At 38.8% G+C, this 26,235-nt stretch carries 29 protein-coding genes; 23 read left to right on the forward strand and 6 right to left on the reverse strand.

The features are described 5' to 3' along the window. Window positions 1–2: 2 nt before the first annotated feature. From AC5NT5_RS04885 to AC5NT5_RS04935, 11 genes are read left to right on the forward strand one after another with little or no spacing between them, the layout of a single operon-like run. The gene (locus AC5NT5_RS04885; protein WP_002959310.1) at window positions 3–713 is read left to right on the forward strand and encodes an RNA polymerase sigma factor FliA; all 711 of its coding nucleotides are present in this window, start codon (window positions 3–5) and stop codon (window positions 711–713) included. A 40-nt stretch (window positions 714–753) separates the two neighbouring features. Continuing rightward, a complete protein-coding gene (cheY, locus tag AC5NT5_RS04890) occupies window positions 754–1,137 on the forward strand; it encodes a chemotaxis response regulator CheY (RefSeq protein ID WP_008132609.1) in 384 nt (127 codons plus the stop codon). 17 nt (window positions 1,138–1,154) lie between these two features. Further along, window positions 1,155–1,928, forward strand: coding sequence for a protein phosphatase CheZ (locus AC5NT5_RS04895; protein WP_165742705.1), 774 nt, complete (start codon window positions 1,155–1,157; stop codon window positions 1,926–1,928). 15 nt (window positions 1,929–1,943) lie between these two features. Then, window positions 1,944–4,163 (forward strand): chemotaxis protein CheA, encoded by a 2,220-nt coding sequence (locus AC5NT5_RS04900; RefSeq protein ID WP_290173833.1) that lies wholly within the window; start codon window positions 1,944–1,946, stop codon window positions 4,161–4,163. A 58-nt stretch (window positions 4,164–4,221) separates the two neighbouring features. Then, window positions 4,222–5,385, forward strand: coding sequence for a protein-glutamate methylesterase/protein-glutamine glutaminase (locus AC5NT5_RS04905; RefSeq protein WP_494513472.1), 1,164 nt, complete (start codon window positions 4,222–4,224; stop codon window positions 5,383–5,385). Further along, window positions 5,378–6,142: a flagellar motor protein gene (locus AC5NT5_RS04910; RefSeq protein ID WP_024606204.1), complete on the forward strand. Its 765-nt coding sequence runs from the start codon at window positions 5,378–5,380 to the stop codon at window positions 6,140–6,142. The genes AC5NT5_RS04905 and AC5NT5_RS04910 overlap by 8 nt, the downstream gene beginning before the upstream one ends. A 1-nt stretch (window position 6,143) precedes the next feature. Beyond that, window positions 6,144–7,103, forward strand: coding sequence for a flagellar motor protein MotB (locus AC5NT5_RS04915; RefSeq protein ID WP_024595392.1), 960 nt, complete (start codon window positions 6,144–6,146; stop codon window positions 7,101–7,103). 12 nt (window positions 7,104–7,115) lie between these two features. Beyond that, window positions 7,116–7,886, forward strand: a complete 771-nt coding sequence (locus tag AC5NT5_RS04920; RefSeq protein WP_002959298.1) for a ParA family protein — start codon at window positions 7,116–7,118, stop codon at window positions 7,884–7,886. Between the two features lie 3 nt (window positions 7,887–7,889). Then, window positions 7,890–8,681: a chemotaxis protein CheW gene (locus AC5NT5_RS04925; RefSeq protein ID WP_024595393.1), complete on the forward strand. Its 792-nt coding sequence runs from the start codon at window positions 7,890–7,892 to the stop codon at window positions 8,679–8,681. Window positions 8,682–8,705: 24 nt separating this feature from the next. After that, window positions 8,706–9,203: a chemotaxis protein CheW gene (locus AC5NT5_RS04930; protein WP_002959294.1), complete on the forward strand. Its 498-nt coding sequence runs from the start codon at window positions 8,706–8,708 to the stop codon at window positions 9,201–9,203. 17 nt (window positions 9,204–9,220) lie between these two features. After that, complete coding sequence (locus tag AC5NT5_RS04935) at window positions 9,221–9,622, forward strand: DUF2802 domain-containing protein (protein WP_024595394.1); 402 nt, start codon at window positions 9,221–9,223, stop codon at window positions 9,620–9,622. Window positions 9,623–9,651: 29 nt separating this feature from the next. On the opposite strand, the gene AC5NT5_RS04940 is transcribed toward AC5NT5_RS04935, so the two are convergent. Further along, window positions 9,652–9,960 (reverse strand): EscU/YscU/HrcU family type III secretion system export apparatus switch protein, encoded by a 309-nt coding sequence (locus AC5NT5_RS04940; RefSeq protein WP_138488715.1) that lies wholly within the window; start codon window positions 9,958–9,960, stop codon window positions 9,652–9,654. Between the two features lie 2 nt (window positions 9,961–9,962). After that, window positions 9,963–12,416: a flagellar hook-length control protein FliK gene (gene fliK, locus AC5NT5_RS04945; RefSeq protein ID WP_494513473.1), complete on the reverse strand. Its 2,454-nt coding sequence runs from the start codon at window positions 12,414–12,416 to the stop codon at window positions 9,963–9,965. A 103-nt stretch (window positions 12,417–12,519) separates the two neighbouring features. On the opposite strand from fliK, the gene ccmA reads away from it, so the two are divergent. The 10 genes from ccmA to AC5NT5_RS04995 are packed head-to-tail and all read left to right on the forward strand — an operon-like array spanning window position 12,520 to window position 20,240. Then, a complete protein-coding gene (ccmA, locus tag AC5NT5_RS04950; protein ID WP_152609331.1) occupies window positions 12,520–13,140 on the forward strand; it encodes a cytochrome c biogenesis heme-transporting ATPase CcmA in 621 nt (206 codons plus the stop codon). Next, window positions 13,140–13,826, forward strand: coding sequence for a heme exporter protein CcmB (gene ccmB, locus AC5NT5_RS04955; RefSeq protein WP_165723519.1), 687 nt, complete (start codon window positions 13,140–13,142; stop codon window positions 13,824–13,826). Before ccmA ends, ccmB begins: the two co-directional genes overlap by 1 nt. Then, the gene (locus AC5NT5_RS04960) at window positions 13,826–14,563 is read left to right on the forward strand and encodes a heme ABC transporter permease (protein WP_024599194.1); all 738 of its coding nucleotides are present in this window, start codon (window positions 13,826–13,828) and stop codon (window positions 14,561–14,563) included. The genes ccmB and AC5NT5_RS04960 overlap by 1 nt, the downstream gene beginning before the upstream one ends. 2 nt (window positions 14,564–14,565) lie before the next feature. Beyond that, complete coding sequence (ccmD, locus tag AC5NT5_RS04965) at window positions 14,566–14,769, forward strand: heme exporter protein CcmD (protein WP_024599193.1); 204 nt, start codon at window positions 14,566–14,568, stop codon at window positions 14,767–14,769. Continuing rightward, window positions 14,766–15,245: a cytochrome c maturation protein CcmE gene (gene ccmE / locus AC5NT5_RS04970; protein WP_024599192.1), complete on the forward strand. Its 480-nt coding sequence runs from the start codon at window positions 14,766–14,768 to the stop codon at window positions 15,243–15,245. The genes ccmD and ccmE overlap by 4 nt, the downstream gene beginning before the upstream one ends. A 2-nt stretch (window positions 15,246–15,247) precedes the next feature. Next, window positions 15,248–17,218, forward strand: a complete 1,971-nt coding sequence (locus AC5NT5_RS04975; protein WP_002959282.1) for a heme lyase CcmF/NrfE family subunit — start codon at window positions 15,248–15,250, stop codon at window positions 17,216–17,218. Then, complete coding sequence (locus tag AC5NT5_RS04980; RefSeq protein WP_002959281.1) at window positions 17,215–17,784, forward strand: redoxin family protein; 570 nt, start codon at window positions 17,215–17,217, stop codon at window positions 17,782–17,784. Before AC5NT5_RS04975 ends, AC5NT5_RS04980 begins: the two co-directional genes overlap by 4 nt. Further along, window positions 17,784–18,245 carry a cytochrome c-type biogenesis protein gene (locus AC5NT5_RS04985; RefSeq protein ID WP_002959280.1) on the forward strand — a complete coding sequence of 154 codons (462 nt, stop codon included), beginning with the start codon at window positions 17,784–17,786 and terminating at the stop codon, window positions 18,243–18,245. The genes AC5NT5_RS04980 and AC5NT5_RS04985 overlap by 1 nt, the downstream gene beginning before the upstream one ends. After that, on the forward strand, window positions 18,246–19,499 hold the full coding sequence (gene ccmI / locus AC5NT5_RS04990; RefSeq protein ID WP_494513474.1) for a c-type cytochrome biogenesis protein CcmI: 1,254 nt from the start codon (window positions 18,246–18,248) through the stop codon (window positions 19,497–19,499). A 9-nt stretch (window positions 19,500–19,508) separates the two neighbouring features. Continuing rightward, complete coding sequence (locus tag AC5NT5_RS04995; protein ID WP_494513475.1) at window positions 19,509–20,240, forward strand: MlaA family lipoprotein; 732 nt, start codon at window positions 19,509–19,511, stop codon at window positions 20,238–20,240. A gap of 147 nt (window positions 20,241–20,387) precedes the next feature. Here AC5NT5_RS04995 and AC5NT5_RS05000 read toward each other — a convergent pair whose 3' ends face one another. Continuing rightward, complete coding sequence (locus AC5NT5_RS05000) at window positions 20,388–21,614, reverse strand: EAL and HDOD domain-containing protein (RefSeq protein ID WP_004335679.1); 1,227 nt, start codon at window positions 21,612–21,614, stop codon at window positions 20,388–20,390. A 331-nt stretch (window positions 21,615–21,945) separates the two neighbouring features. Here AC5NT5_RS05000 and putP point away from each other — a divergent pair, with 331 nt between their 5' ends. Further along, window positions 21,946–23,424, forward strand: a complete 1,479-nt coding sequence (gene putP, locus AC5NT5_RS05005) for a sodium/proline symporter PutP (RefSeq protein ID WP_149602304.1) — start codon at window positions 21,946–21,948, stop codon at window positions 23,422–23,424. A gap of 273 nt (window positions 23,425–23,697) precedes the next feature. On the opposite strand, the gene AC5NT5_RS05010 is transcribed toward putP, so the two are convergent. Then, window positions 23,698–24,015, reverse strand: coding sequence for a YebG family protein (locus AC5NT5_RS05010; protein WP_004335683.1), 318 nt, complete (start codon window positions 24,013–24,015; stop codon window positions 23,698–23,700). A 314-nt stretch (window positions 24,016–24,329) separates the two neighbouring features. Between AC5NT5_RS05010 and AC5NT5_RS05015 the strand changes: the two genes are divergently transcribed. After that, window positions 24,330–24,626: a ComEA family DNA-binding protein gene (locus AC5NT5_RS05015; protein WP_165723515.1), complete on the forward strand. Its 297-nt coding sequence runs from the start codon at window positions 24,330–24,332 to the stop codon at window positions 24,624–24,626. Window positions 24,627–24,650: 24 nt separating this feature from the next. Here AC5NT5_RS05015 and AC5NT5_RS05020 read toward each other — a convergent pair whose 3' ends face one another. Next, on the reverse strand, window positions 24,651–24,953 hold the full coding sequence (locus tag AC5NT5_RS05020; RefSeq protein WP_024595348.1) for a DUF6170 family protein: 303 nt from the start codon (window positions 24,951–24,953) through the stop codon (window positions 24,651–24,653). A 1-nt stretch (window position 24,954) separates the two neighbouring features. Next, complete coding sequence (gene dsbB, locus AC5NT5_RS05025) at window positions 24,955–25,473, reverse strand: disulfide bond formation protein DsbB (protein ID WP_024595347.1); 519 nt, start codon at window positions 25,471–25,473, stop codon at window positions 24,955–24,957. Window positions 25,474–26,235: the final 762 nt, after the last annotated feature.

A 26,235-nucleotide genomic window follows, 5' to 3' on the forward strand; every position in this document is an offset into this window, starting at 1 on the left:
CTATGGGATATCAATCAACACAAAATTTAAATGTGATTGTTGAGAAGCATGCATCACTTGTTAAAAAAGTGGCATGTCATCTAATTGCTCGATTACCACCTAGCGTTCAACTTGATGATTTAATTCAATCAGGAATGATAGGCTTAATAGAAGCTTCGAAAAACTTTGATGCAACAAAAGGCGCAAGCTTTGAAACTTTTGCAGGTATTCGTATTCGCGGTGCTATGCTTGATGAAATGCGCCGTGGTGATTGGGCTCCTCGTTCAGTTCACCGTAAAAACAGGCAAGTTGCAGAAGCAATTACTGAGCTCGAAAGTAGTCTGAACCGCGAACCAACGGACATAGAAGTTGCTGAAAAACTTGAAATTTCGCTCAATGAGTACCATCATATTTTAAATGATGCGAATACGAGTAAAATATTAGGCATTGAAGACCTTGGTGTAGATGAGGATGTTATTACTCCTGTAGGCCAAGATTTAGCACAAGATAAACCTTTTAATAATGTTAAAAATGATAGGTTTAATGAGTCTTTGCTAAGTGCAATTAAGTCATTACCAGAGCGTGATGCAATGGTGCTTTCTTTGTACTACAACGATGAAATGAATTTAAAAGAAATAGGACATATACTCGATGTAAGTGAATCGCGTGTAAGTCAGATACATGGTCAGGCGATGATTAAGCTTAAAGCTAAAATCAATGACTGGATAAATTAGTAGTAAGTAAACAAAGGTTAATACCTCACTGGGGGATGTTTTGGATAAAAACATGAAAATTCTTGTAGTTGATGATTTTTCAACAATGAGACGCATTATAAAAAACCTGTTACGTGACTTAGGTTTCACTAACGTTCAAGAAGCTGATGATGGGTCTACAGCTTTGCCTATGTTGCAAAATCAAGTGTTTGATTTTGTAGTTACGGATTGGAATATGCCTGGAATGCAGGGTATTGATCTTTTAAGAGCAATACGTGCAGACGATAAGTTAAAACATATCCCTGTATTAATGGTAACGGCAGAGGCTAAAAAAGAACAAATAATAGCTGCAGCGCAAGCTGGTGTTAATGGTTATATTGTTAAGCCATTTACGGCTGGAACATTAAAAACTAAATTAGAAAAAGTATTTGAACGCTTAGGCTAATGATGGGGGAGAGGCTTATGCCAGCACCAGCTGCGCCTCAAATAACGTTAGAACAAGCTCGTCAGCTCGTTGTTTTTTTAGAAAATGATGAGCAAGACAAAGCAAATCAGTTGATTTTAGAGGCTGCATCTAAAGAGCAGTCTGAATTATTTGCTGAAGTTGGAAAGTTGACTCGTCAACTGCACGAAGCCCTTAAAAGTTTTGAGCTTGATACTCGCTTAACTGATATAACGACAGATGCGATTCCAGATGCTAAAAAGCGGCTTAATTATGTTATAGAAATGACAGAAAATGCGGCTAATAAAACAATGGATGCAGTGGAGGCGAGTCTTCCTATAGCCCAACAGTTAGCGGACGAAATATCTCATATCAAACCGACATGGGATCGTTTAATGAGCCGCGAGATTGAGCTTGGTGAGTTTAAGCAACTTTGCCATAGCATCGATAAGTTTATGAACAACTCTCATCATAAGACTGATGAGCTTCAAAACTTAATGACAAATGTATTAATGGCTCAAGACTATCAAGACTTAACAGGTCAAGTTATTCGCCGTGTTATTGAACTTGTTAGGGAAGTAGAAGAAAGTTTACTGCATCTTTTAACTGCGTTTGCTGAACAAGACGACAGTAACAGCACCGCGAATAAAGTAGAACAACAAAAAATAAAAGAACCAGTTGCCACACAAACTTTAGCAGGTCCTGAAGGCCCTATTATTGATAAAGAATCGCGTAATGATGTTGTATCTGATCAAGATGAAGTTGATGATCTTTTATCAAGTTTGGGCTTCTAAGAGGAGAGTAACTGCATGTTTGAAGTCGATGAAGATATTTTACAAGACTTTCTTGTAGAGGCTGGAGAAATCCTAGAGCTTTTATCTGAACAGTTAGTTGAGCTGGAAAATAATCCAGAAGATACCGAGTTACTAAACGCTATATTTAGAGGTTTTCACACTGTAAAAGGTGGTGCAGGCTTTTTAGCTATGACAGAACTTGTTGATGCTTGTCACGGTGCTGAAAACGTATTTGATTTACTACGTCAAGGCGTGCGAACAGTCAACTCAGAGTTAATGGATGTTATTTTACAAGCACTAGACACCATTAATGAGATGTTTGCGACTATCCAAAACAGAGACAAGCCTGAACCTGCAGATCCTGAATTACTTCATACTCTTCATATCTTAGGTCTACCTCCAACAGAAGCCGAAGCCACTGAAGCCTCTTCACAAACAGAGGTTGAACAACCTCATAATGAAGTGGTGGATACACCGGTAGCTGATGATGAAGATCCGTTTGCATTTGATGAACTATTTAGCGGAGCGCCTTCGGTTAGCGATGCTGAAATAGATGAAATCACTGAAGACGAATTTGAAAGCTTACTTGATGAGCTGCACGGTAAAGGACAAGGTCCTGCAGTTGAAAAACCAGTAGCAAGTAGTAGTGATTTTAGTGGTGATATTACTGATGATGAATTTGACAGCTTATTAGACGAGTTACATGGTGTTGGCAGTTTTGGTGAAGTTACGAGCAAACCTGAACAAAATGATGCCAATAAAACACCTGTAGAATCTGCTATACCAGCTGTAAATACAGTTAATTCATCAGATGATGAAATTAGTGATGACGAATTTGAAGCGCTTCTTGATGAACTTCATGGTAAAGGCACTGCTCCTAAATCGATAGAAAGTGCGCCAGCTGCAAAACAACCTGAACCTGTTTCACCGCCAGCTAAACAAGTGAGTGAACCAGTAAAAAAAGCTGAGCCAGCTAAAGCTCCTACTCCAAAACCAGTTGAAAAAGCGCCAGAGAAGCCAGTAGCTAAAGTACCACCAGCAGCAGCTCCAAAAAAATCAGCGCCACCAGCAGCAGAGACCACTGTTCGCGTAGATACAAAACGACTCGATCAAATTATGAATATGGTTGGTGAGTTAGTTCTTGTACGAAATCGTTTGGTTAGTTTAGCGACTAACTCAGACAGTGAAGCGATGGGTAAAGCAATCTCTAACTTAGATGTGGTGACTGCGGATATTCAAGGTGCGGTTATGCAAACGCGAATGCAACCAATTAAGAAAGTATTTGGTCGCTTCCCTCGCGTTGTACGCGACTTAGCACGTAGCTTAAATAAAGATATTGATTTAAAGCTTATTGGTGAAGAAACGGATCTAGATAAAAACTTAGTTGAAGCACTTGCCGATCCGCTTGTGCATTTAGTTAGAAACTCAGTTGACCATGGTATTGAAATGCCCGCTGTCCGTGAAGCTGCAGGTAAGCCTAGAACAGGTAATGTTACTTTATCAGCGTCTCAAGAGGGCGACCATATTTTGCTAACCATCAAAGATGATGGTGCAGGTATGGATGCTGAAAAACTGAAAAAAATTGCAATTAGTAAAGGCGTACTCGATCATGACCAAGCGAGTCGACTTTCTGACACCGAAGCATATAACCTGATTTTTGCACCTGGCTTTTCTACAAAAGAAGAAATATCTGATATTTCAGGCCGTGGTGTAGGAATGGACGTAGTTAAAACTAAGATCACGCAACTTAATGGCTCAGTAAGCATTCAGTCTGAACTTGGTGTCGGTACTATTTTAGAAATAAAAGTACCACTTACCTTGGCTATATTACCGACATTAATGGTCGTTGTTGGCGCACAAACATTTGCGTTACCACTGGCTGGTGTTAGTGAGATATTCAATTTAGATTTAACGAAGACGAATGTAGTTGATGGGCAATTAACAATTATTGTGCGTAAAAAGGCGATACCGTTATTTTACCTTGAGCATTGGTTAGTAAAAGACTCAGATCGTTCTCAGCGAAAATCTAAAGGTCACGTCGTTATTGTACAAATTGGTACGCAACAAATTGGTTTTGTTGTTGACTCATTAATTGGCCAAGAAGAAGTAGTTATTAAGCCGCTTGATGCGTTACTTCAAGGAACGCCAGGTATGGCAGGCGCTACAATAACTTCAGATGGCGGCATTGCACTGATTTTAGACGTTCCAAACATGTTAAAACATTACGCAGGCTAATAATAAAGTAGGTATATATTTAATATATACCTACGCATAAATTTAATAAGAGAGCTAAATGGCCGTTAAAGTTTTAGTTGTTGATGATTCAAGCTTTTTTCGCCGTAGAGTAAGCGAAATCCTTGAGCAAGATAGCGATATACAAGTTATAGGCTTTGCTGTTAATGGCAGAGAGGCTGTTGAGAAAGCAGCTCAATTGCGTCCTGACATGATCACCATGGATGTCGAAATGCCTGTACTTGATGGTATTAGCGCAGTTAAAGAGATAATGGCGAGTAACCCAACTCCTATCTTAATGTTTTCATCACTTACACGTGATGGTGCAACAGCAACGTTTGATGCGTTAGATGCTGGCGCAATGGATTTTTTACCGAAAAAATTTGAAGATATTGCGCGCAATAATGAAGATGCAATTAAGCTTTTGCAAAGTAAAGTAAAAGATATAGGACGAAGACGTTTACCGCGAACATTTAGAGCGGCAACACCAGCTAAACCAGTCATTTCAACGAAACCAACAAGTTCACTTTCGCAAAGAACAAGCACATCAACAACTCAAATCAAGCAGCCTGATAGAAGCTTTCAAAGAGCTACGCCTGTTGCATCGACAAGTTCAAATGTTGCCTCAATGCGAGCAAGTGGAAAACAATATCAACTTTTAGCTATTGGTACTTCTACAGGTGGTCCTGTTGCTCTGCAAACTATATTGACTCAATTGCCTGCTAATTTTCCTCACCCTATTTTACTTATTCAGCACATGCCCGCTGCATTTACACCCGCGTTTGCAGCGCGCTTAAACGGTTTGTGCCAAATAAAAGTGAAAGAAGCACAACAGGGCGATCGCTTACAACCAGGAACTGCTTATTTAGCGCCTGGCGGACAGCAGATGATGGTAGAGGGGCGTGGAGCAAATAGAACGCTGCGCGTATTTGAAGATCATAGCGAGAGAATAAGTTATAAACCAAGCGTAGATGTAACGTTTGCTAGTGCAGCTAAAACGTACCAAGGTGATGTACTTGCTATTGTTTTAACAGGTATGGGCGCTGATGGTCGTGATGGTGCAAGAATGTTAAAACAAACGGGGGCAACTATTTGGGCACAGGATGAGAAAAGCTGTGTCGTTTATGGAATGCCTCAAGCAATTGCTAATGCGGGGCTTTCAAGTGAAAGCTTAGCATTGAGCGATGTTGCAGCACGTATAATGAGAGAGGTAGGTTGTGGATAAACTCTCAATATTTGGACTATTGGTAGCACTTAGTGCAATAGGTTTAGGTTATTCTTTAGAAGGCGGTGTTGTTTCAGCTTTATTTAATGGCCCTGCGCTTATTATTGTACTTGGTGGCACGCTTGGCGCTGTTATGTTGCAAACCTCTGCTAGCACATTCAAAAAAATGCTAAATATGAGCTCGTGGGTTTTTGTTGCACCACAATACGATATTGAAGACGCAATAGAGCAAGTTAAACGATGGTCTCATAAAGCACGTCAAGAAGGTTACTTAGCGCTTGAGAATGAAGCCTTAGCTCACCCAGATGCTTATGCAGCAAAAGGTTTAAGCTTACTTGTCGATGGCTGCTCAGAGCAAAAACTACGAGACACGCTTGAAATTGATTTACTGCTAGAACGCGATCGTTTGCTTGAAGCCGCGCGTGTTTATGAAGCAATGGGGGGTTACAGCCCTACCATTGGTATTTTAGGTGCGGTGCTTGGCTTAATACAGGCAATGTCGTTTATTACCGATCCACAAATGCTTGGCGCCGGCGTTGCAACGGCATTTATTGCGACCATTTATGGTGTTGGTTTAGCTAATTTATTGTTTTTACCTATGGCAAATAAGTTAAAACAGCGTGTAGAGCAAAAAATGCTTTACCATGAAATGCTTGCTGAAGGCGTTATTGCAATAAGCATAGGTGAAAGCCCAGTAAATATAGAATTAAAGCTTGAAGCCTATCGTGTAGAGCGCCCTAATTTAGTGGACGAATAACATGTTACGCCGACGACTTCGTCACTCTGCTGCTAAAAGTCAACATACCGAACGTTGGCTTGTATCGTATGCCGATTACATGACTATTATGTTTGCTTTTTTTGTGGTTCTGTATGCGATAGCGATTAATAAAGAAGAACAATTCCAAATATTGTCAGATTCCCTTGAACAGGTTTTTGATAAGTCAGCTCGCCAATACTCCCAGCAAGGTGAAGGTGTCAACGGTAATGGAATATTGACAGATAGAGTGACACCTGAACAAGAAGTTCTTTATGGCGAAAGTATATTAAAAGAAGAGCAAGGTCCTGAGCTACTCGACGGCCAAAGTGATACAAGCAACATCCAGCAAAAGTATTTAGGCAAACCTCTTGATAGTTTATTAATTAAATTACAGTCAGCGCTTATTGATGAAATCCGTGATGGAGAAGCCAGTTTAGAGCTTAACCAAGATTGGCTGATTATAGAGCTAAGCTCAGGTATGTTATTTTCAAGTGGTAGTTCAGTTGCACACTCTCGAGCAAAACAGGTCGTCAAGATTGTTAAAGATATTATTGCACCAGTAGATAACTATGTAAGAGTACGAGGTTATACTGATGATGAAAGTATTCGTAATGAGATATTTCGTTCGAACTGGGAGCTGTCGGTAGCTAGAGCCACGTCAATTTTAGTAGAGCTGGAAGCATTAGGCATTAATTCAGCTAGAATGGCGATAGAAGGTTATGGCCAATATTCACCTTTTGCAAGTAACGATACAGAACAAGGGCGCGCAGAAAATCGTAAAGTTGTTATCGCACTTTCTAAGTATGGATTACCGCCAAAACAAGAGGTTAAAAGTGACGGGCAAGCTGATGAGCCTGCAGTGATTGAACCTGAAATTGAACTTCCTTCAGATGACGATACAATAAAAATAATTCGTTTGCCTCATGGCGGTATTCGCATAACAACGCGCAATGAACAGTAATTAGGATGTAATGTGAAGATTTGGACTGTCGCTAATCAAAAAGGAGGGGTTGGTAAAACAACAACCGCAGTGAGCCTTGCCGGTATTTTGGCATTACAAGGTAAACGTGTATTGCTTATAGATACAGACCCTCATGCGTCACTCACTTATTACTTTGGCATTGACTCAGAGGATTTAGAAGTCAGTGTGTACGATATTTTTGCCCGTGGTACAAGTATGCAAAGTGAAGAGATACTCCAAGCTTTGTGTCCATCAACACTTCAAAACCTGGATATTTTACCTGCGACTATGGCAATAGCTACGCTTGATCGAAGTATGGGTAATAAAACAGGGATGGGGTTAATACTAAAAAAAGCGCTTGCAAAAATTAGCGAACATTACGATTATGCCATTTTAGATTGCCCTCCAGTTTTAGGGGTGTTAATGGTCAATGCGCTTGCAGCAAGTGAGCGAATTTTAGTGCCAGTGCAAACGGAGTTTTTAGCACTCAAAGGGCTTGATAGAATGATGCGTACTATGGATTTGATGCAATCCTCTCAAGCAAAAGATTATCAATATACTATAATTCCTACCATGTACGACAAACGTACTAAAGCATCGTTAGAAGCATACAAAACATTGCAAAGTACATATGGTGATAAAGTTTGGCCAGGTGTGATACCGGTGGATACCAAATTTAGAGATGCAAGCTTTGCACAAAAAGTACCTGTAGAGTATTGTCCTCGCTCGCGCGGTGTATACGCATATAAAGCACTGCTAGAATATTTAATTGAACAAGGTTAATGAATGAGTAAGCAATTGTTTGCTAATGAAAAAGTAATGAAACAATACCTCGGGGCTTTGTTATGTGAAGATGAGCCTGTAGATAACCTTGAGCCAGTTGCAAAATTACTTGAGCAAATCCCAGATGATTCACAACAGCATATTCATTCAAAACCTAAAGAACAATTAAAAGCAGCAGAGAGTACATTTGATAATGACTTGCTCAATGTTGAAATTGAGCCAATAGCTGAGCCAGCGTTTGAAACTGAAAAAGTTAATGAAGTGGTTGACGAGGAAGTAATAGCACCTGCAATTACTACTATAGAAAAGCCAGAGCTGGAGATTGTAACTACTAGCCAATCAGACTATTTTGATGGTGAATTTCAGGCATTGTTTTTTGAAGTTGCTGGCTTGACCTTGGCTGTGCCATTAAAAGCACTTGGTGGAATACATCAATTAGGTGAAGTAAATCATTTGTTTGGTAAGCCGAAATGGTTTAAAGGCGTTATGCTCAACAGAGAAGAAAAGCTTAATGTTGTTGATACTGCGCGTTGGGTTATGCCAGAAAAATATGATGATAAATTAGAGGCATCTTTAGATTATCAATATTTGATTACACTAGGTGATAGCCAGTGGGGTTTATTAGCTGAAAAGTTGATAAATAACATTACATTGAGTAAAGAAGATGTAAAATGGCGTACAAATAAAAGCAAGCGCCCATGGCTTGCTGGCGTTATAAAAGAAAAAATGTGTGCTTTGATAGACGTAGATAATTTAAATATATTATTAGAGAAAGGCTTAGATAGCCGTCAGTAGTAATGACCATTACGGGGTAATAGCATGAATCAAGATAAATTACTGTCAGCAAATAAAAACGCAGATAATAACGATGAAATTTTACAGTGGGTTACGTTTAAGCTAGAGGAAGAAACCTACGGCGTAAATGTAATGCAAGTACAAGAAATACTTCGTTATACAGAGATAGCTCCTGTACCAGGTGCACCTTCATATGTGATTGGTATTATTAACTTACGCGGCAACGTTGTTACCGTTATTGATACTCGCGCACGTTTTGGTTTGCTAGCTGCTGATGCAACTGACAACTCTCGCATCTTAATTATTGAAGCAGAAGAGCAAGTTATTGGTATTTTAGCCGACAGCGTATCGGAAGTGGTTTACTTGCGCAGCTCTGAAATCGACAGTGCGCCAAATGTTGGTACTGAAGAAAGCGCTAAGTTTATTCAAGGTGTTTGTAACCGCGATAATGAATTACTGATTTTGGTTGATTTAAATAAGTTACTCAGTGATGACGAATGGGATGAGTTAAGCGATATATAAGCTTTACCAAATAAATTATGGTGTTACTTAGTATAGCTATATCAGCGTTAGCGGTAGGACTTATATCGCTGGCGTTAATTATTGCATTAAAAAATAAACACGCGAATGAAATTAATGCTGTATCGCAGCAGCTTAAAGATAGCTCAGAGCAGACTCATATTTTGCGCAGTGAAATTTCGGAGATTAGAACCGGGCTCTTAAGTATTGGTAAGCGAGTGCTTGAAGTTGAACAACAAAACCAAGATTTAATGCAACAGCAAGCGGCGCAAAAATACGATGACCCTGATGCTAAAATTTACTCTCGTGCTGTAAAAATGGTTGAGTTAGGTGCAGACCTTGATGAAGTAATACGCGAGTGCGAACTACCACGAGCAGAAGCCGAATTACTATTTTCATTACATAAACAAAAAGGTGCTTAGCGCCTTTTTTTATGTGCGGATAAATTGGCTCAAGCCTTAATATTTAACTTACCTTGAAAATCCTGCCAACCTGGCGGAAATTGACCTCTTAATACATACGAAAACGCAATAAGCTCTGCAATAACATAATAAAGCTCTTTAGGAATTTCTTCTCCTAACTCTAAATGCGACAACGTTTTAGCAAGTGCTGCATCTTCGTGGATCATAATTCCTTTTAGTTTAGCCGCTGCTATTATTTCATCAGCTAATTCACCAAACCCTTTAACACTTACAGTGGGTGTGTTACCAGCTTCGTACAAAAGCCCAATGGCTGATTTATTAATCGGTGTTTCACTCATAGCTAAACCTTAATATTAATAATTGCGTGAGATTTATAGAATGCCTGATTGTTGGCATCGCCTCGCCTTAAATTGAGCTCGCCAACTTGTAAGCCATGTTTAGCTAGTTTTGATCTTAAATTATCTAAGTGAGGGTGAGCAATTGCACTTACTTCTTGGCTCGAGGCTAATAGCTGGCAATCGAGTGCTTGATCCATTAACTCTGCAGTAATTTGTAGCTGCCCAAGTTGGGCATAATCAAAGTTTAATCTGACAAACCATACATTTTTATCTTCTAATTTACCGGCGCTTGGCTTTTTATACTGTCCAAGTGTTATTTCTGTTTGGGCTGCTTCTGGGGGTAATCTCATCGGTAATAAAAATTGTGCAAGCGGGTTTGTGTCTGGCTGTTGATTTGGTGTTGAGAGACTCACTTGGGTAAGTGTGTTTTTAACGTGTACGATTTCGCTGGCCAAAGCTTGTACTTGAGCTTGTTGAAGCTGTTCAAGCATTTTTGCTCCCGTGTTACCCATTTTAAAAGTAGGTATAAGTACTTGTAAGAGAGCATCTAAGCCAGTTTGATTATTAAAACTGATAGGCGTTACTGATTGGCTAATCAGAGGCGCAGCTAAAATACTCACAGCCACCTGTTCAAGCCCTTTAGTGAAACTACTTTGCAGCATATCACCCGCTAGTTGAGTGGGCTGTAAAGTAGCAAGTATCTCACGCTGTATGGTTGCAGGGTTTATGTTATTACTTGAAACCATACGGTTAAATGCCTGATTAATTAAGCGAGTTAAATCAGGGGTGTCTTTTGTTGCCTTATCTGTAATATCAGTAATTTGACTGCTTAAAAGTTGTTTATTGTAAGCCAGCCTATCTGTAGGGGTTGTGGCATCAGGAAGCTTTAATAATGTACTTAATAGTTTTGCTTCTATTGGTTGTAGCATTTGACTACGAGAGGGCGCATTAGATAACGGCTCAGTTAACAAGGTAATGCTTTTAGTGTTCACTGTGCTTGTGTTGTTTTGATTGTTATCGTTTATTGCAAGCTGTGCTGAGGAGGTGGTAAGTCCCTTAGTGACTACTTCATTGGTAGGGTTAAGCAAGGTGTTCGATTTACTGTTTTCACTAGTAATAAGGGAGCTTAATTGGCTTGTTTTTAAATCACTTGGCTTAGCGCTCGCCACTTCACCTGGAGTAGAATTATTTGTTATTGGCGTGTACGTTGCTGCTGTGTTTGCAGATGTTTGCCAAACACTAACACTTCCTTTTACTAGTTGCGTTAATTGTACAATCGGCGGGAGCCTTGAAAAGTGCTCTGGCAAAATATTGCTCGTATTGTTATTTAACGCAGTACTCACACTTTGAGTAATGTTAACTCTAATTAGCGGTGATTCACTCAGTTGTATAGCTAAAGACGTTTTTTGTTGCGCGGGCGAAGTTGATAGCTGCGTTAACTCAGGTTTACTTATTGTAGCAAAAGGCTTATTTTCAAAATATTTAACCGCATCATTAATTCGCGTTTTTAAATCACTAAAACTATTTTGTAGCCACGATTTTATTGGACTATTTAGGGTCAATAATGGATTTACTTTAATATTACTCGCAGAAACGGCTACTTCAGGTGCATTGCTTTTTTGCGCTAAAAGTAACTCGTTAAATGGTTTTGAGAATGAGTTGTTAAGCGTTACTTTTATATTGTTTGTATCGGTTTTAATAAATAATTTATCTGCCTGGTTTACTAAATTCACTTTAATAGGTGTATTAGGTAGTTCGGCAAGTTGTTGATTAGTAATAGGTGTTGTAAATGAACCTGACTTTTGAGGATGAGTTAAAATAGCCAGTTTTGGTGTTACTTGAAGCTGCGCACTGGGTAATAAGGCCGCGAGTAAATTAGTAAGTTTAGTTTGGCTAAGTGGTTGCGAGTGAACCGTATCAGCAAAACGGTTAATAATATTAATCTGTGCGCCTTTATTAGTCGTACTAACAACTACTTTTAAAGGCTGTTCAGTTGTAAGTAACTGGGCCACGTCTTTATTTATGGCAATACTTGCGTTGAGTTTATCAATAACTAACTTGGGAGAAGGGGATACAGCAACTTGTACATCCATTGGTTGGCTTTGTACCTCAGTGCCCGTGCTTACATAATTTAACAAGCGCTGCAATTGTACTGGCTGATTTAAAGTAAGGGTTGTACTGTTTGGCGAGATGTTGAGCTGCTTACCATCAGGGCTGATCTGTATGTTAGCACTGACTATTTTTTGCAGGTTTTGTGGTGCGCTTGTAGTGCCAAGCCTTAATGTTTGCCAATGCTTATCAATAAATACATCAAGCGTAATCGAGTCTTTCGAAAATTGGATGTTTTTAGCCGCAAGTACCTCACTAGGTAACTGTGGTAACTCATTGGTCTGGCTGTGAGCAGATTGATTGATAACCAATGAGTTAGATAATGTTATTTGCGTTGGTGTATTCATTATTTTAAATCAAGTTTTTGTTAATCGATTATAAAGCAATATTCGTATTACCCTATCATTATGGTAGACTAACGCCTAATTTTTGGCAGAGAGAATCGTCATCTTGTTACACATTAAGTCCGTCACCTGCATCAAGCAAGATCGTTGTTTGTTTGCGGATCTTAATTTTAGCCTTAATAGCGGTCAAATCATGCAATTAGCGGGTCCTAATGGGGCTGGTAAAACATCGCTATTGCGTATTATTGCTGGCTTTTCTGTGCCTGATGAAGGGTCTGTTCTGTTCCAAGATCAACCTATATCTAAGTACTATGAAGAGTATGCCAGAGAGCTGCTTTTTATAGGGCATAAAACAGGTGTAAGTACTCAGCTTAGTGCAGTTGAAAATGTTCGCCACTGGTTACAAATTAATGGCTACATAAATGAGCCTGATTTATATCCTATTTTAGCGCAACTTGGCCTTGTTGGACTCGAAGATGTACCCGTTAGAATGTTATCTGCTGGACAACAAAGACGTGTAGCGCTTGTTAGGCTTTGGTTAAGTGATGCTAAATTATGGGTACTTGATGAGCCATTTACCGCGCTTGATAAAAGCGGTGTCGCCTTTTTACAGCAGCGATTTACTGAACACTTACAAAGCGGTGGTGCCATTTTATTAACGACCCACCAAGACTTAACGACCCACTTTAGTAACTTACAAACGGTTACACTGGAGTATCGCCACTAATGACTCGTCAACACTCTTATTGGTTGCTATTTAGTGCGGTATTTACCAAAGATGTAAAACTTGCGTTTCGCCAGCGCGCCGAAATTGTAAATCCTATTTTATTCTTCTTAATTGTAATTTCATTATTTCCGTTAGCAATAGGGCCTGAGCCCAGTCTACTTGCGAGAATGGCGCCAGGTATTATTTGGGTTGCCGCATTACTCTCTACCATGTTGGGTTTAGATAAGTTGTTTAGGGATGATTTTAACGATGGCTCGTTGGAGCAGTTAATTGCATCCTCTTATCCATTATCGCTAACCGTACTTGCTAAAGTGGCTGCTCATTGGGTGGTAACAGGTTTACCGCTTGTATTAATGACCCCGCTATTTGCATTGTTGTTAAACCTAGAAAGTACGGCGTTAACAGCAACTGTTTTAACATTATTATTAGGCACTCCACTATTGAGCTTTATTGGCGCAATAGGCGCAGGGCTTACTGTAGGATTACAAAAAGGGGGTATTTTGATGAGTTTACTCGTACTGCCTTTGTATATTCCTGTTTTGATTTTTGCAACGTCGGCTATCGATACCAGTACAATGTCACTGGATTATAGTGGGCAGCTTGCCATCCTTGGTGCAATGTTACTTATTGCTATTATTAGCGCACCAATTGCCATATCGTCAGCTTTAAAAGTGAGTGTAAGTTAATGTGGAAGTGGTTACATCCCTATGCTAAAGCAGAGCGTGCATACCAGTTATGCAATACGTTACTGCCTTATTTTGCCGTAGTTACAGTGGTTAGTATGATTGTTGGATGGGTATGGGGGCTTGGTTTTGCACCTGCCGATTACCAACAAAAAGACAGCTACCGTATCATTTTTATTCATGTTCCTTCTGCCATTTTATCTATGGGCGCTTACTCCTCAATGGCAATTGCCGCCATTGTTGCACTTGTATGGCAACTACGAAATGCTGAACTTGCTGTTATTGCTATAGCCCCTGTTGGTGCATGTATTACTGCTATAGCGCTTATTACTGGCGCTGCATGGGGTAAACCTATGTGGGGTGCTTGGTGGGTGTGGGATGCACGTTTAACGTCTGAACTTATTTTATTATTTTTATATCTTGGGGTGCTTTCGCTTTACCATGCGTTTGAAGATAAAAAGTCAGCAGGGCGTGCGGCTTCTATTTTAGCGATTGTTGGCGTAATTAATTTACCTATTATTCATTACTCTGTTGAGTGGTGGAATACGTTACACCAAGGTGCAAGCATTACAAAACTAGACACCAAAGCAATAGACCCAAGTATGTTTTGGCCTCTTATGGTTAATATTTTAGCCTTTGCTGCTTTTGTAGGCACAGTGACTTTGATTCGTCTTAAAAATGAAATTTTGCAACGCGAAAAGCACCGACCGTGGGTGCGCTCGTTGTTAAATAAGAGGTAATTATGCAGTTTGACTCTTTTTCTGATTTTATTGCAATGGGAGGCTATGGGTTTTATGTATGGCTTTCTTTTGGTACATGCGCACTTATTTTACTTGGTATTTTAGTGAACTCTTTGAGAGATACTAAACGTATTATGGCTTCAGTAGAGCAACAAATAGTACGTGAAGCGCGAATTAAAAAAGCTAAACAGGAACAAGTATCATGAATCCAAGACGTAAAAAGCGCCTATTGGTAATTATTGCCGTACTGTTTGGTATTGGTGGATCGATTGGTTTAGTGCTTTATGCACTTCAAGAAAATATAAACTTATTTTATACGCCAAGCGAGCTTATTGATGGTAAAGGTCCTAACAAAGAAAAACCACACATAGGCCAAAAGTTACGTATTGGCGGTATGGTTGTACCTGGTACAGTTGAGCGAAATGAACAAAGCTTGCAAGTAAGCTTTAAGTTAATTGATACAGGTCCATTAGTTACCGTGCGTTATCAAGGCATATTGCCAGACTTGTTTCGTGAGGGGCAAGGCATTGTAGCGCAAGGTGTATTAATAGAACCTAATGTTATTGAAGCATTTGAAGTACTTGCAAAGCATGACGAAGAATACATGCCAGCAGAAGTTGCAGAGGCAGTTAAAGGTATTAAACACGAAAAACCAAAATACAACTTAGATAGTGGTAATTAGCTATGATCCCAGAAATTGGTTATTTTTCTTTAACGCTTGCCATGGTGCTAAGCGTTTTACTGTGTATTTTTCCTCTTTGGGGCGCGCATACTGGTAATCTTCGGTTAATGCGTGCGGCTCCATCTTTAGCAATAGGCCAGTTTGCTTTTGTACTAATCTCTTTTGCTGCACTTATTTATGCAAGTTTAACAGACGACTTTACCGTATCTTACGTAGCGTATCATTCAAGTAGTACGCTGCCTTGGTACTATAAAATCACCTCTACGTGGGGCGGTCATGAAGGTGCTATTTTATTATGGTTAGTAATGCAAGCGGGTTGGACTGCTGCTGTAGCAGCGCGTTCTAAATCATTACCTTGGGTATTACGTGCTCGCGTACTGGGTGTACTTGGCTTTTTAGGTGTAGGTTTTATGATGTACACCTTACTGCTTTCAAGCCCGTTTGAGCGCCTACTTCCTTATTTTCCGGTAGAAGGGCGTGATTTGAATCCGCTGCTTCAAGATCCAGGTATGATTATTCATCCACCATTACTGTACATGGGTTATGTGGGGCTGTCGGTTGCTTTCTCTTTTGCTATAGCTGCATTGTTAACAGGTAAACTTGATAACACATGGGCTAAATGGTCACGCCCGTGGACGATGACTGCGTGGGGTTTCTTAGGTTTAGGTCTTACTATTGGTAGCTGGTGGGCGTATTCAGAACTAGGCTGGGGCGGCTGGTGGTTTTGGGATCCAGTAGAAAACGCAGCGCTTATGCCTTGGCTTGTTGCAACCGCATTACTGCATTCATTAAGTGTGACAGAAAAGCGCGGTATATTTAAATCATGGACCGTATTACTCGCAATTGCAGCATTCTCTTTAAGTTTGCTAGGTACGTTTATTGTACGCTCGGGTATTATTGTATCGGTACATGCGTTTGCTACAGACCCCGATAGAGGCTTATTTATACTCGCCTTTTTAGGCATCGTTGTCGGTGGTGGCTTGGCGTTATATGCAATGCGTGTGTCACAAGTTCACAGTGAAGGACGATACAAGCTGGTATCGCGCGAAGTGGCCTTATGGCTCAATAATATATTTTTAGTTGTTGCTACATTAATTGTTATGTTAGGTACATTGTTGCCAATGGTTCATAAAGAAATGGGCTTAGGTAGCATTTCTATTGGCGAACCGTTTTTTAATAAGATGTTTGCAATAATTTTAGTACCGTTTGCTATTTTGATGGGTATCGGACCACTTTTACGTTGGAAGCAAAACAAGTGGGCTTTTTTGCAAAACAAAATATTAATGGGCGTATTAGCAAGTGTTGTGATTACCTGCGCTTGGTTATTCTCAAGTTACGATTTAGTAAAACCACTTACGTTATTAGCGACAACACTGGCGGTTTGGATTGCAATATCAACAGGGATTGATATTTACACCAAAGCAGCTGTGCACGGGAGCTTAAAAGAAGGCTTAAAACGCTTTACTGTAAGTTACTGGGCTATGGTACTTGGGCATATTGGTATTGCATTTATTATTGCGGGCGTAACACTTACCTCTGCTTATTCAGTAGAGCGAGATGTATCGATGAAACCGGGTGAAATAGCACAGCTTAATGAGTATGAATATCGCTTTGATGGCGTTAAAACTATTCGTGGGCCAAACTACAGCGGTCATGCGGGCGTTGTATCTGTGCTTAAAAATAATGAGCTAGTAACACGTTTACACGCCGAAAAACGTAAATATGACATTGGTATGCAGTTTATGACTGAGGCGGCAATAGATGCCGGTTTTAAACGTGATTTATATTTAGCATTAGGTGAGCAATTAAGTGGTGATGCATGGTCACTTCGCATTTATCATAAACCATTTGTACGCTGGATATGGATTGGTGGCGTGCTTATGTCATTTGCAGGTTTCATGATTTTGTTTGATAAACGTTACCGTACATCAGCTAAAACAGCCCGTAAAGATGTACCGGAGAGTGTTTTATGAACCGTAAAATTTTAGCTATTGCGCCGCTTTTAGTGTTTGCTTTTGTGTGTGTATTTTTATACCAAGGTCTTTTTGCCAACCCTCGTGAAATTCAAACAGGGCGGTTAGGTCAAGAAATGCCAGCATTTAATTTACCTGATTTAATGCAAGACAATAAGCAGTGGACTAACGAGTCGTTAAAAGGTGAAGTTTACTTATTAAATGTATGGGGTACGTGGTGCCCAACATGTTTAGTCGAGCTTGGTTATTTAACTAAGTTACGTGAGCAAGGCGTTAAAATTATTGGACTATATTACGTACAAGGTTACGACGCTGATTTTGATGGCCCGTTTGATATGCAATCACTTCGCAGCGAAGTCACTGATATGCTGCAACGTGCAGGTGACCCTTACCAATTTAATATTTTAGATTTACACCGTACTTTGTCGTTGGATTTAGGCGTGTCGGGTGCGCCAGAAACTTTTTTAGTCGATAAGAACGGCACTATTTTGTTACATCACACCGGTGATATAAATCCGCGAGTATGGCGTGCTAAATTTGCGCCAATTATGCAGGAGCTAAAATAATGAAGTGGTTACTACTTACGCTTAGCCTTTTTGTAAGCATGGGGGCGTTTGCACAGCAAGATCGCTATCAATTTGATAACAACAAACAAGCAATATTGTTTGAAGAGCTAACCAAAGAACTACGTTGCCCTAAGTGTCAAAATCAAAACATTGCGGACTCCGACGCTGTTGTTGCTAAAGACTTGCGCGATAAAGTGCTCGTATTGGTTAAAGAAGGTAAAAGCAAAGACGAAGTGATTGATTATATGATTGACCGCTTTGGCTATTTTGTTCATTACGACCCACCTGTTACACCAGCGACTTTAGTGCTGTGGGTACTACCGGTATTAATTGTAATTGTTGGCTTTGGCTTTATTGTTATTCGCCAACGAAAAGCATCAGTAAAACAAACATGGAGCAGCGACGATGAAATGCTGCTAGCGAAGCTAATTGAACAAAATAAACGTCAGGAGCAAAGCTAAATGATTTTAATGTGGGCGTGTTTTGCCTTACTCACACTGGTTGCTCTTAGCTTTGTTATGATACCTTTTTTAAAAAAAGAGCGTGTTCAAACGATTACTCATAACGCCAATGCTGAATTAATTAGTATTTATGAGCAGCGTTTAGTCGATTTGCAAACTGATTTAGATAATCAACGCATTGATAGCGTAAACCACGCAGAATCAATTGTTGAATTAAAACGTCGCTTATTGAACGAGCTATCACCAGAGAAATCACTTAACAGCAAAGGTAATAACCGTATTTTTGCTTTAACAGGCGGTGCATTTGTTCTTGCACTTACAGGGATTTTTTATAGTTTTACAGGCAGTCAGCAGCAAATTTCGGCTTGGCATGACGCAATGGATAATTTAGCTGAATATGGCGAGCGTGCTGTAATGCAAAAAGGTGAGCCGCTTAGTCAAAATGAGCTGCAGGCTTTTGCATTGGCGCTTCGTACTAAACTTAGCCGCTCTGGCGATGATGAAGTTGCTTGGATGCTACTTGGTCGAGTGGCTATGTCGCTTAATGAATTTGACATGGCGCAGCAGTCATTTGATAAAGCACTACGTATGAACCCTGATAATATGCAGGTTCTTATTAGTTACAGTCAGGTTTTATTACTTGAAGGTAGCGAAGCTAATATGACTCGCGCGGCAGGTATGCTTTCAAAAGTGCTAAACGTTGAGCCTACTAATTTAGATGCTATTTCGTTACTAGCGCTGATAGCGTATGAGCGTAAAGATTGGCCGCAAGCTAAAACTGCATTTGAAGTTTTATTGGCGAGCATGGAAAAAAATGATTCACGTTATAACATGATCTCAGAACGTATTGCTGATATTGAGCAACAAATGCAAAGTGAAGGCTCAGTTATGCCAGTTACTACTACAACGGGTGCTATTGCAGTTACAGTCGACATTGCAAAAGAGCTTATTGATAAACAGCCAAAAGACGGTATTTTGTTTATATTTGCAAAAGCTGCAACTGGCTCACCTATGCCATTGGCTGCTGTTAAGCTTACTAAATATTCATTTCCAATTACAGTTGAGTTGAGTGATAGTAGTGCAATGGTTGCAGGGCTTAACCTATCTAGTGCAGAAAATATTATTATTTCGGCGCGTATTTCTATCGATGACTCTGTTATGCCAAGCTCTGGTGAGCAAGAAGGTCATTCGCAGGCGTTAAAGCGTGAAAGTGTAAGTGACTACCAACTTCAAATTGATACATTAATACCTTAAGGACGTTAGATGTTAAAACACAGTTTTACTTTTTTATGTTTATTGATACTAGCCGGCTGTGCTCAAGTACCTCAAAGCAAAGTAGATGACAGAGATCCGCTGCAAAGTATTAATCGTCCATTATATGACTTTAATATGGATGTACTGGATGCTTATCTGTTGCGCCCAGTTGCTGTAGGTTATGTTGAAGTAACGCCTGTACCGGTAAGAAACGGTATTGTTAATTTTACAGGTAATATCACCGCACCTGTAGATATGATCAATGCGGGTTTGCAAGGTAAACCGGGTAATGCAAGTGTGAGCTTAGCACGCTTTTTAGTTAACTCTACTGTCGGTCTGTTTGGTATCTTTGATGTTGCAAGCTCACTAGGTCTTGAAATAGTCGATGAAGACTTTGGACAAACGTTGGGTATATGGGGTGTAGGTGATGGCGCCTATTTAATGTTACCAGGTATGGGGCCAACAACAGCACGTAACCTGACCGGTGATGTAGTCGACAACTTTGTATTACCTGAAGTTGCGCTAACGACTCCACAAACTATTTTAGTATTTGTTTTAAAAGCAGTTGAGGCGCGTGCATCTTTAATACCACAAGAAGGGCTATTAAATGATTCACTTGATCCGTACTTATTTGTAAAAGATATTTACTTCCAGCGTCAAATTTATGAGCTGTACGATGGCAATCCACCAGTTAAAGAAGAGCCAGCTGATTTTGATGAAGACTTTTTAGAAAGTTTATAATTGAAGCCAATGATAAAAACGCCAGCTAAATGCTGGCGTTTTTATTGACTGTTTATATAGAATCTGAACTTTGGCTAGAGAAAAATAAACTTAGATATCATTATGATTCAATATATTAGTAAATGTTTTAACCAGAGTTCGGGTTACTTATTTTTCGTTAACTATTAACTGCATTTGCTCATTAACCCAAGTCAGTGCTTCATGATAGGCATCAGGAACTTTTTCACCTAGGTTTAGTTCTTTCGTTAATTCGTTTGCGGCTGACCAGTTAGCTTGTTCATAATACTTAACTAAGTTTAAATATTTTGCCAGCAAGCCTTCATCGTTTAATAACGCTGCTTTTATGTCATTCGAAAGTGGAAGCTTTTTCATAACGCTTTCCATACTCTCATCTAAAATAGCATCCATAAGAGACATCATACCGGTTAAAAATGCCATGCCGGTATCTTTAAATTGTCCATGGGATATAGCGAGTAACTCACCAAAACGAGCGCGCGTAAGCGATAGCCTAATTAGCTCTACAGGTTTATCTGCTGATACTTGCGCTGCAAATAATAATGATAATAGTTTTTTAATTTCGTTAGCACCAAGCACTATAAGGGCTTGCTTAATGGTACTTATTTCAGCACGCCTTGCAAAGGCAGCAGAATTTGAATACCTAAGTAATTTGTAAGATAGGTTTACATCACGCTCAAACACATCAGTGATTTTTTTAAGATCCATATCAACGCTTGATGTTTCGTAAAGTAATTCAGCTAATGCCATTTCTGAAGGCGGTAGAGCCTTACTTTGTACCATTTCAGGTTTTGAGAAGAAAAATCCTTGGAAATAATCAAAACCAAGCTCTAGAGCTTGTTGGTAAATTTCATAGGTTTCTACTTTTTCGGCAAGTAACTTAATATGCGAGTGCAGTTTTAAATCATTAAGAACCGTTTTTATTGTATCTATATCAGATGCTAAAAAGTCTATTTTAATAATATCAATAAATGGATAAAAGTGGCGCCAAACAGGCTGATGAATATAATCATCAAGAGCAATAGTGTAACCTTTATCTTTTAGATCTTTCACTATGGCTAATAATCGCTTCCCAGGTTGCACAGTTTCAAGGATTTCTACAACTACAGTATCTTTGCCCAGTAGTGTTGGGTAGCCCTTTGATAGCGTTTCTAGGGTGAAATTTATATAGGCGGGTTTATTGTCGGTTAAATCTTCTAAGCCGAAATTAAACTGACTACCTTCAATTAGTCGTGTAGTTGCCTCGTCACCGTCTATATCGGGAAATACGTTATCAACGCCATCGCGAAATAAAAGTTCATATCCGATGAGCTTTTTATCTCTGTCTAAAATAGGTTGGCGTGCAGCGTAAAAATACATAAACAGTTCCGTAAGAGTAATCTAATTAGTTATTGTAATAATATATGGCAAAAGACTCAAAATAGCATTACGTATATTTGCTAGATTAATAAATTATCATTAAAAATTAAGGTCTTTCTAGTATTTAATTTATTATATTTCACCAATTCGCTTTAAAATCATTCAACATGAGTATTTTTGTATCAGGTGAGGGCAACAAGTTGGAGATTTTATTATCAAGCATGATATAGTCAGCGAGAATGGTTTTTACCCCAATAGTGTCTTAACTATAAAATTTTAAGAGTCATTATTTGGATTAAAGCCTATTATTAATAATTATGCGGAGGCTAATTTGGAAACAGGAATGATTATTTCACTAGCATTATATTTTATTGTAATGTTAGGTATCGGACTATATGCATATAAGCAATCTACTGACGATGTATCTGGTTACATGTTAGGTGGACGAAATCTATCTCCAAGTGTAGCTGCACTGTCTGCAGGTGCATCTGATATGAGTGGCTGGATTTTAATGGGCCTACCTGGTGCGATGTTTGTTACTGGTTTTAGTAGTACATGGATAGCAATTGGCTTGGTGATTGGTGCTTGGTTAAATTATCTGTTAGTTGCACCGAGATTACGTGTTTACACTGAAAAAGCAAATGACTCTATAACCATCCCAGACTACTTTTCAAATCGCTTCAATGATAAATCCAACCTATTACGTGTTGTATCAGCTGTGGTAATTATTGTTTTCTTTACTCTTTATACTTCATCTGGTGTTGTCGCTGGTGGTAAATTGTTTGAAAGCTCATTTGGTTTAACTTATGAAATGGGTTTATACATTACAACGGGCGTAGTTGTTTTATATACCTTGTTTGGTGGTTTTTTAGCTGTAAGCTTAACTGACTTTGTGCAAGGTTGTATTATGTTCATTGCACTTATTCTAGTACCAACGGTTGCATACTCTTTGCTTGAACAACCTTTAGAATCAACTTTACATAGCGTAAATCCAGATATGCTTAACTGGATTGGTGCAGGTTCTGCATTAGGTATTATTTCTGCAATGGCTTGGGGTTTAGGTTATTTTGGCCAACCACATATCATTGTTCGTTTTATGTCGGTACGTAGTGTTAAAGATATGCCTAAAGCACGCCGTATTGGTATGACATGGATGATTGTTGCTGCCATTGGTGCTGTTGGTACTGGTATATTTGGTGCAGCTTATACTTATGAGAACAACATTGTAGTTGAAGACCCTGAAACAATTTTCTTAATTCTTTCTGAGTTGCTGTTCCACCCACTTATTGCTGGCTTTTTACTTGCTGCAATTTTGGCTGCGATTATGAGTACTATCTCATCTCAATTATTGGTTAGTTCAAGTTCATTAACAGAAGATTTCTATAAAACATTCTTACGTAAAGATGCCAGTGATAAAGAGCTAGTTGCTGTTGGCCGTATAAGTGTTGCCGTAGTTGCTATGTTCGCTATTTATTTAGCTTACGACAGAGATAGCTCTATTTTAGACCTAGTAAGTAATGCGTGGGCTGGCTTTGGTGCTGCGTTTGGACCACTTGTATTGTTTAGCCTTTATTGGAAACGCATGAACTTTGCTGGTGCGTTAGCTGGTATGTTAGTAGGCGCATTTACTGTGCTAATTTGGATATATGGACCATTTACTATCAATGGTGAAAGCTTAAGTAGCTTTATGTACGAAATAGTACCGGGCTTTATTTTAGCGAGTATTGCAATTGTTGTTGTTAGCTTAGTAACAAAAGAGCCTGAGCAAAACATCACTGCTTTATTTGATGAAGTAGAAAAAGAGCTTTAATTAGCAATTACTATTTATTTTAAAATGAGTAGTAATTAATACCAATCCGCAATAATACTTAATCATTTTGCGGGGCTAAACGTGTTGCTACCGGCGTTAAAAAATTCTCATTTAGAACAACTAAATATCGAATTTTTGCCTAGCTATCAACACGTTTTTCCACCCTCAAAGAGATCACTTAATTAAGCGAATTGGTATAATAAAAAAGGGAGCAACTTAGTTGCTCCCTTTTTTATTTAGTTTGTCCCGTCCGAGGAGGGAGCATTCTATGAATTAACTTACTTTTTTATCGTTGTTATCTTCAATTGATGCAACGTTATCTGACTTTTTACTTTTTGCTGGCGCTTTGGTAACAGCTGGATCTTTGCCACCTTTTAATATGGTCATAAAATCATCTTTGCTTTTCGCTATTTCTAAAGCAAGTGATTCAATTTGTTGCTCACTAAGCGGTACGTCTACCTTTTCTAGCATCAGCTCAAGTGATTCTGCTATATCGAGCATCTTGTCATAAGCATCCGCTTCTTTTTTGGTAGTAAACGTCATACGCTCGACTCCGTTTCGTTCTACAACATATTTAACAACAACAGCCATGATTTCTCCTGCAAAATTGCTTGGCACCGTGGTTTTTAAAAAACCATTAGATTACTGTTTTTATGTACAGTAATGGTTTGTAAGTAAATTTGCAAGCGCGAAGTATTAATTTTTAGGTGTCTTAAATTTGACAAAAAACGGTAACTTTACTTTAGTTAAGCAATCACTTTGTTGTACCAGCTGCATTTTCAGGATTTCGGATCATAGTGATAATGCGTTTAGGTACACTTTAAGTGATGAACTTTACAGTTCCTTATTTATTGATTTCCTGAGCAATACTCAAAATTAAGAAAAGAAGAATAAGGGCAAGTTTAATGAAAACGTTAAAAAATTTACTCATCATAAGTTTATTATGTTTACTACCCGCGACTACCGCGTATGCACAATTATCAGAAGTAACTAAGCAAATGCCTCAAGCTGAGACAATTAGTATAAATAATGCTGATGCAGAGATGCTTGCTAAGTTACCTGGTATAGGTAAGAAAAAAGCGCAGGCAATTGTGGATTATCGTGAAGAAAATGGCGAATTTAAAAGCGTTAGTGATTTATCGCAAGTTAAAGGGATTGGCAAAAAACTTTTAGCTAAATTAGAGGGGAAACTTTCACTTTAATATTTCTAAAAAGTAATCAGGGTGCTAGGCGCCCTGATTAAATTGTTTTAGCGCATCGCTTAAGTGCTTTTTAGCAAAGTTAATTTCAATAGGTGTAGTTAATAGTGGATAGCACAATCCGCCAAGTATCAAAAATGGTATTAATATCCAACCTTTAAATACAGTGAATATTAAAAATAGTGGGCTAAGTAATAGCAACTTTATAATACGCAATAGAACTTTATCAGTTGGCGATAGCTGACTTAATGCAAGCGCAATTACGTCTTGACGCTGGCGTACTTTTAAATGCTTAAGCTGGTCTAATTGGCTTGAAAAAAATGTAAACATATCAAATCGACTTTTTAATTGATAAACGGGCAATAATTATAATAAATAGCGTTAGTGAGAAAATCCCAAATATCACTTCCATCCAAGCAGGCATGCTCATGCCAACAAACTGCCAATCTATATTTCCACAATCCCCGGTAGCTTGAAAAAAGCTAGGTATCCATTCATGTAGTGGCATAAATGATGGGAAATTTGGTTCAAACTCGCAGCTAAATGCAAAAGGGTCTGTGGTGGTCTGCATATCAATATGTTCGCGAGCAATTAAGTATCCCCAAACACTCGATATTCCCCAAATAACATACGCTATCATACGCACAGTTTTACTTTGTGGTTTACTTGAGCCTACAATCCCTGCGCCTAATAACCCCAATACTGCAGTGCGTTGATATATACACATTATGCAAGGCGCTAACCCCATTTTGTATTGAAAGAAAAGAGCGGTAACTTCAAGTAAAAAAACGATAGCTGTAAATAAAAGCCACGGGGTTCGTTGGGTAGGTAATTGTGCAAGCCAGTTCATAAAAATTCCGCGTTTTAATAGGACGTTAGATTATGACGTAGGATAAAGTATGCAGCAACAAAAAGGAAAAAAAAGCTACCGAAGTCACTTTTTATAAGATGAAATTAGTGACAAATCAATACAGCCTTAGCAAAGGTTAAATGACGCTCTATTATTTCCCCATCGATACATAAGCTCAGCTATATTGCTTACTTATACTAAGGTGATGCATCATCTAAAGAATTTTTTATGGTTGCACTTTTTTGTACTTTTTCTTATGGCAAGTGCGGGATAAGTTAATTAAGCTCAGGCGCTGCGTAAATAAAAATATCTCCATAATAACAATGTACCTACAATGAATATTACTCTAGATATTCATGCATTGTAGCTAAATTAGAGAAACCCAAATTTAATTATTTATTAATTTTAAATTTCTACCCATTTGCTTTTGATCATACATACATCACATAAGAATCTCACACACTGAAAAAGGCCAATTTATAGCTTTTAATTAGCCATGTGAGAATCTCACACCACGCATAACGTGAGATTTTTTTTAAATATACACGTATAAGTTGAGATTTTTTAGACGATATAGCGGTGACCTAATGTGCGTTCAGTTACTAATTATGAACCAAGCCCATGTTAGTTTCATATTTCGCAAACTTAACATCCTATAGGGATGTTCGAGGAACCTTATACAAAAGAGGTTTCATTAAAGACAATTTTTTTGATTAAGAATAATTGAAACTACTTAGCAGCAGTATTATACATTTCTGAATT

The sequence above is a fragment of the Pseudoalteromonas sp. J2K-J599 genome, assembly GCF_059295115.2.